Below are 3,985 nucleotides of genomic sequence, written 5' to 3'. Positions count from 1 at the left end.
GCACGGAGGCTACGAGCCAGACACCAGGTGCTCGGGATCCAACCACCGCAACAGCGGCAGCAGAAGCCTCACACTGAGCCTGAGGGTAGGGGGCGGTCGTCCGGGACCGCGCACGTCTCACCGGCGTGGCGTCGGCGCAGCAGGCGTACGACCTGCTGCGGTCGGTGACTCGGTAGGCCCCGTGGGACTCGAACCCACAACCAACGGATTAAAAGTCCGGAGCTCTGCCAATTGAGCTAGAGGCCCGGGGGTTCCACCCTTTAATCGACGGAACCCTCTACGGAACCCTCGACGGAATGGAACCTCCGTGAGGCGGAGCCTACCGGGGGCGGTTTGGGCGATTGCCAGCCGACCGCCGGATACGCAGCGCCGCCGGTCTGGACTTGTAGTCAGGAGCGGCGGCGCTACTTGCCCGCATGGAAGTGCTGCTGAGGTGTCAGAGACCCTTGAAGGACGGCCGCTCGCCAGACACGTCTGCGACTTCGGCTGTGGTGGTCCGGTTGAGGAAGTCGTTGAGCGCACCGACCCTCAGGTTCCGGGGGTCGTACTTGCCCATCACCTTGAGCGCGGCGACGGGTCCTTGTGTGTCGAGGGTCTTGGCGACGCGCCACCGAGGGATGGCGGTGGCGGTCGGTTCGGTGCCTTTCACCGTGTGCCAGTTTGTGGGTGATTCCGCAGTCATGCCGAGTCCTGAGCGTCGCATTGCGCGAGTTAGTACCCCTGCGGCTGACGCGCTCGCCGAGTAGGCGGACGAGCGGCCCCCGTAGCCCAGGGGTATGTAGCGCGCATCGTTATGGATGCTGAGGTGGGAGTCGAGCGCAGCAGTCCCGACTCGCGTCAAGGGCTGCGTGATGAGGCGCTCAATTGCGGGCTCAGCGGTGCTTGCGTGACAGCAGGGACCAGCCGTCGATGCCGGAAGTGCGTCCACGCCACAACGGCACCCGCTGGGGCGCCTCGCCAGGCCGCGTGATCTTGGCGCGCATGAGGTGGATCCAGCGGGCACGCTTGACGTCGGGCTCCCGGTTGATCGCGTCCGGGAGGTTGAGCGGGTGCTGTGACGGTTCGGCTGTCCCCACGCCGTGGCGGAGGAACCCGGCGTGAGATCCCATGTCGGTGTCGTAGGTAGCGAGTTGTTCGTCGAAGGCCTTTAGGTACTCGTGAACGGTGACCATCGTGCCTGAGACCTGCAGTCCGCCGACGAGCAGTGACACCCGCCAGCCAGCCTCGGCCAAGGACTCAAGATGTCCGAGCAACGGATCACAGTTGTCGTCGTCATGTCTGAACCAGGCGCCCATGGTTTCGGTCACGTCTTGATGCTCCCACGCCGCGGAAGCACGTGCGGGATCAACTGGAGAAGGCGCGTCCCGGACTCGGTTTCACTGTCCAAGAAGGGTCTTCCAGCAACGCCCCTGCGCGTGGACGCTCACGAATGTCATGCTCCTCGACGGGAGGCTCTGGCAGACCTTCCCCGCAGCAGGTCAGCCGAGGCCTCAGGGTTCACCTGCTTTTTCAACTTGAAGTTGGCGCTGCCGTTTGTCGGTGCTTGCTGGCAGGCTTCGCTCATGGCACTTGAGATGGGACTGTGGCGCGCTGACGGCAGCAAGTTGGAGCGGATTGAGCCGACTTCGATCGGGCTGGAATCGCAACTGGAGACGTACATCGAGTCCGATCCCACGATGCTCGGCACGAGTCTGCTCCTGATCGGACGACAGGTGCCTACGGCCCACGGCGGTTACGTCGACCTTCTGGCCGTCGACGAGACAGGGACCGTGCACGTCCTCGAACTCAAACGGGACAAGACGCCGCGCGACGTCACCGCGCAGGCCCTCGACTACGGCTCCTGGGTGTCGACCCTGTCGCGCGGAGACATCGTCGCCATCTGGAACTCCTACAAACCCCACAAACCGTTCGAAGTGGCTTTCGCAGAGGCCTTCGGTGATGCGCCGCCTGAAGACCTCAACACCTCGCAGGTGTTCACCATTGTCGCCGCCACCGTGGATGCGGCGACGGAACGTATCGTCCGGTTCCTCAACGAGGGCTACGGGATCCCCATCAACGTCGTCTTCTTCCGACACTTCGAGGACGGCGGCAACCGTTATCTCGCCAGGACGTGGCTTGTCGATCACGAGATGCAGCCGACCAAGAGTGGGTCGTCGGGGAAACAGGTAAAGTCGAAGGAGCCGTGGAACGGTCAGGACTGGTATTGCTCGTTCGGTGACGACGGGACCAGTCGCAACTGGGTCGATGCCGCGACCCACGGGTTCGTGTCGGCAGGTGGCCAATCCTGGTACTCGCGCACCCTCAAGAACTTGCCTGTCGGAGGGCGAGTGTTCGCCTGCATCCCCGGGAGCGGCTACGTCGGTGTCGGCACCGTGACCGGGACGGCGACTCGATTTGACCAGTTGAAGATCGATACCGGCGACGGGCCAATCTTCCTTGCCTCACTGCCGCTACTCGGGAACTACACGCGACCAGGCGACGAGGATGACGAGATCGCAGAGTGGGCCGTCCCCATCGAGTGGACCCACACCGTCCCGAAGGCGAAGGCCGTATGGCAGAAGGGGATGTTCGCCAACCAGAACAGTGTCGCGAAACTTCGCCAGGCATTCACCATCGAACAGGTGAGCACTGCGTTCAACCTCGACGACTGATACGAAGCCGACCCGTCGGGTGCCGACGGAGGGGGCCTGCCACGTGTTCTGTCGCCGCTGACGGGAAGGGTGCTGACTGACCTGACCTGTCACTCGTTCGTGCAGCAGTCCCAACCGTCGGCCACCTGCGCGCGCTGTGCCCGCGACCTGTGGGCGCCTCGTTCGGCCTCCGGAGGCGGTCGGCCGTTGCACGCGTCCGAGCCCCGAGGTCTCAGAAGTCCCGCAGCCGCTTGGTTTTCTCGCCCGGTCTCTTGGTGCCAGACTTGAGACGTACTTCGTAACCAAGTTCGGTCAACACTCTGATGGCTACATCGGGAGCATCGCGAACCACCGCACCGATCTGGGCGCGTCTCCAACCCTCGCGCCCATCACGCAGCGCTTCCAACCCTTCCGGGGTCGAGTCCACCCCGAACTCGATCACCAGCATTTCCAGTACGTCTTCTAAGCACGGACGAAATCGATGCCCGCCGACCGGAAAATGCAGGTCCTCGATGCGCGGTACCGCCTTACCTCGTGCGCGCCTCTTCCCCCGCGGGGTTGCTTCGCCCGCGCGACTCATTACGTGCGCAAAGGCGTCACGGTGTGCATGGAACTGGACGTGCGCGGCGGGCATGTCAGGAACTGCGCCACGGTCGTACTCGTACCGAAAGAGCGGTTGTCTGTCGCCATCGGCGTAGACCTTGATCTTGGTGTCGTCCACCGCGAGGTAGTGCCCGATGCCATCGAGGGTGCAGTGGAAACTGACGGTGAGACGGATGAGGGGCTCGCCACCAACACGCAAGAAGATGCCTTCGGTCGGCTCCTGGCGAACGGTGAATCCCTCGCTACCGTCCCGCTTGGCCATGAGAAGCGCCGTGAACGGGCTGCAGTCCGGGGCGATGGCCCTGACTATTGCAGTGAGATCTTCTGCGAAACGTCTCGCTTGGACGTCGAGGGTGTCGAACGCTGCCTCGGCGCTTGTGCCTTGACCGCGCCGCTTAGGGCTTCTCACAGTGCTAGCAGGTAGTCCAGGTCTTCGAGTTCGTTGAACAGAGCCTGTTCGCGCACGTCCAGGAGGTAATCGTGGGCGCGGGCTCTGAAGGCCTCAAGGTCACCGATCTCAGCGAGGATGTGATCACGGCGCGTGATTGCCTGTTCCTCGGTGATTCGTGCAATTGAAACAGTGCTCATCGTGTCCCCCTTCACCCCCAACGCTAGACACCGGCGGGCCGTGGAGTCCGGTAGATCGGGAAGTGGCTCCAACCTTAGACTGAGTCGCCGACAGTAATGATGAGAACCGCCCGCGGCGGTCGTGGCTCGTCTCATCCGACTGACGTCCTGCTGGACTGTCTTTC

5 protein-coding genes and 1 tRNA gene are annotated in these 3,985 nt (G+C 63.5%); 1 reads left to right on the top strand and 5 read right to left on the bottom strand.

From position 1 onward, the window contains the following. Positions 1-173: 173 nt before the first annotated feature. The 3 genes from IEQ44_RS15455 to IEQ44_RS15445 all read right to left on the bottom strand — a co-directional run bounded on the left by IEQ44_RS15455 (position 174) and on the right by IEQ44_RS15445 (position 1,307). Positions 174-246: transfer RNA gene (locus IEQ44_RS15455), tRNA-Lys, on the bottom strand. A gap of 190 nt (positions 247-436) precedes the next feature. Then, positions 437-649, bottom strand: a complete 213-nt coding sequence (locus IEQ44_RS15450; protein ID WP_193639375.1) for a hypothetical protein — start codon at positions 647-649, stop codon at positions 437-439. Positions 650-872: 223 nt separating this feature from the next. Further along, complete coding sequence (locus IEQ44_RS15445) at positions 873-1,307, bottom strand: GvpU-like protein (protein ID WP_193639374.1); 435 nt, start codon at positions 1,305-1,307, stop codon at positions 873-875. A 255-nt stretch (positions 1,308-1,562) separates the two neighbouring features. Here IEQ44_RS15445 and IEQ44_RS15440 point away from each other — a divergent pair, with 255 nt between their 5' ends. Next, positions 1,563-2,651 carry a DUF8606 domain-containing protein gene (locus tag IEQ44_RS15440; RefSeq protein ID WP_193639373.1) on the top strand — a complete coding sequence of 363 codons (1,089 nt, stop codon included), beginning with the start codon at positions 1,563-1,565 and terminating at the stop codon, positions 2,649-2,651. Positions 2,652-2,862: 211 nt separating this feature from the next. On the opposite strand, the gene IEQ44_RS15435 is transcribed toward IEQ44_RS15440, so the two are convergent. Both IEQ44_RS15435 and IEQ44_RS17095 read right to left on the bottom strand, forming a co-directional pair. Continuing rightward, a complete protein-coding gene (locus IEQ44_RS15435) occupies positions 2,863-3,495 on the bottom strand; it encodes a hypothetical protein (protein WP_193639372.1) in 633 nt (210 codons plus the stop codon). A gap of 143 nt (positions 3,496-3,638) precedes the next feature. Then, a partial coding sequence (locus IEQ44_RS17095; RefSeq protein ID WP_227487595.1) for a hypothetical protein occupies positions 3,639-3,985 on the bottom strand: 347 nt, incomplete at its 5' end.

The organism is Nocardioides malaquae (assembly GCF_015070385.1).
GTDB classification, from domain to species: domain Bacteria; phylum Actinomycetota; class Actinomycetes; order Propionibacteriales; family Nocardioidaceae; genus Nocardioides; species Nocardioides malaquae.
This window is presented reverse-complemented; position numbering and strand designations above follow the sequence as displayed.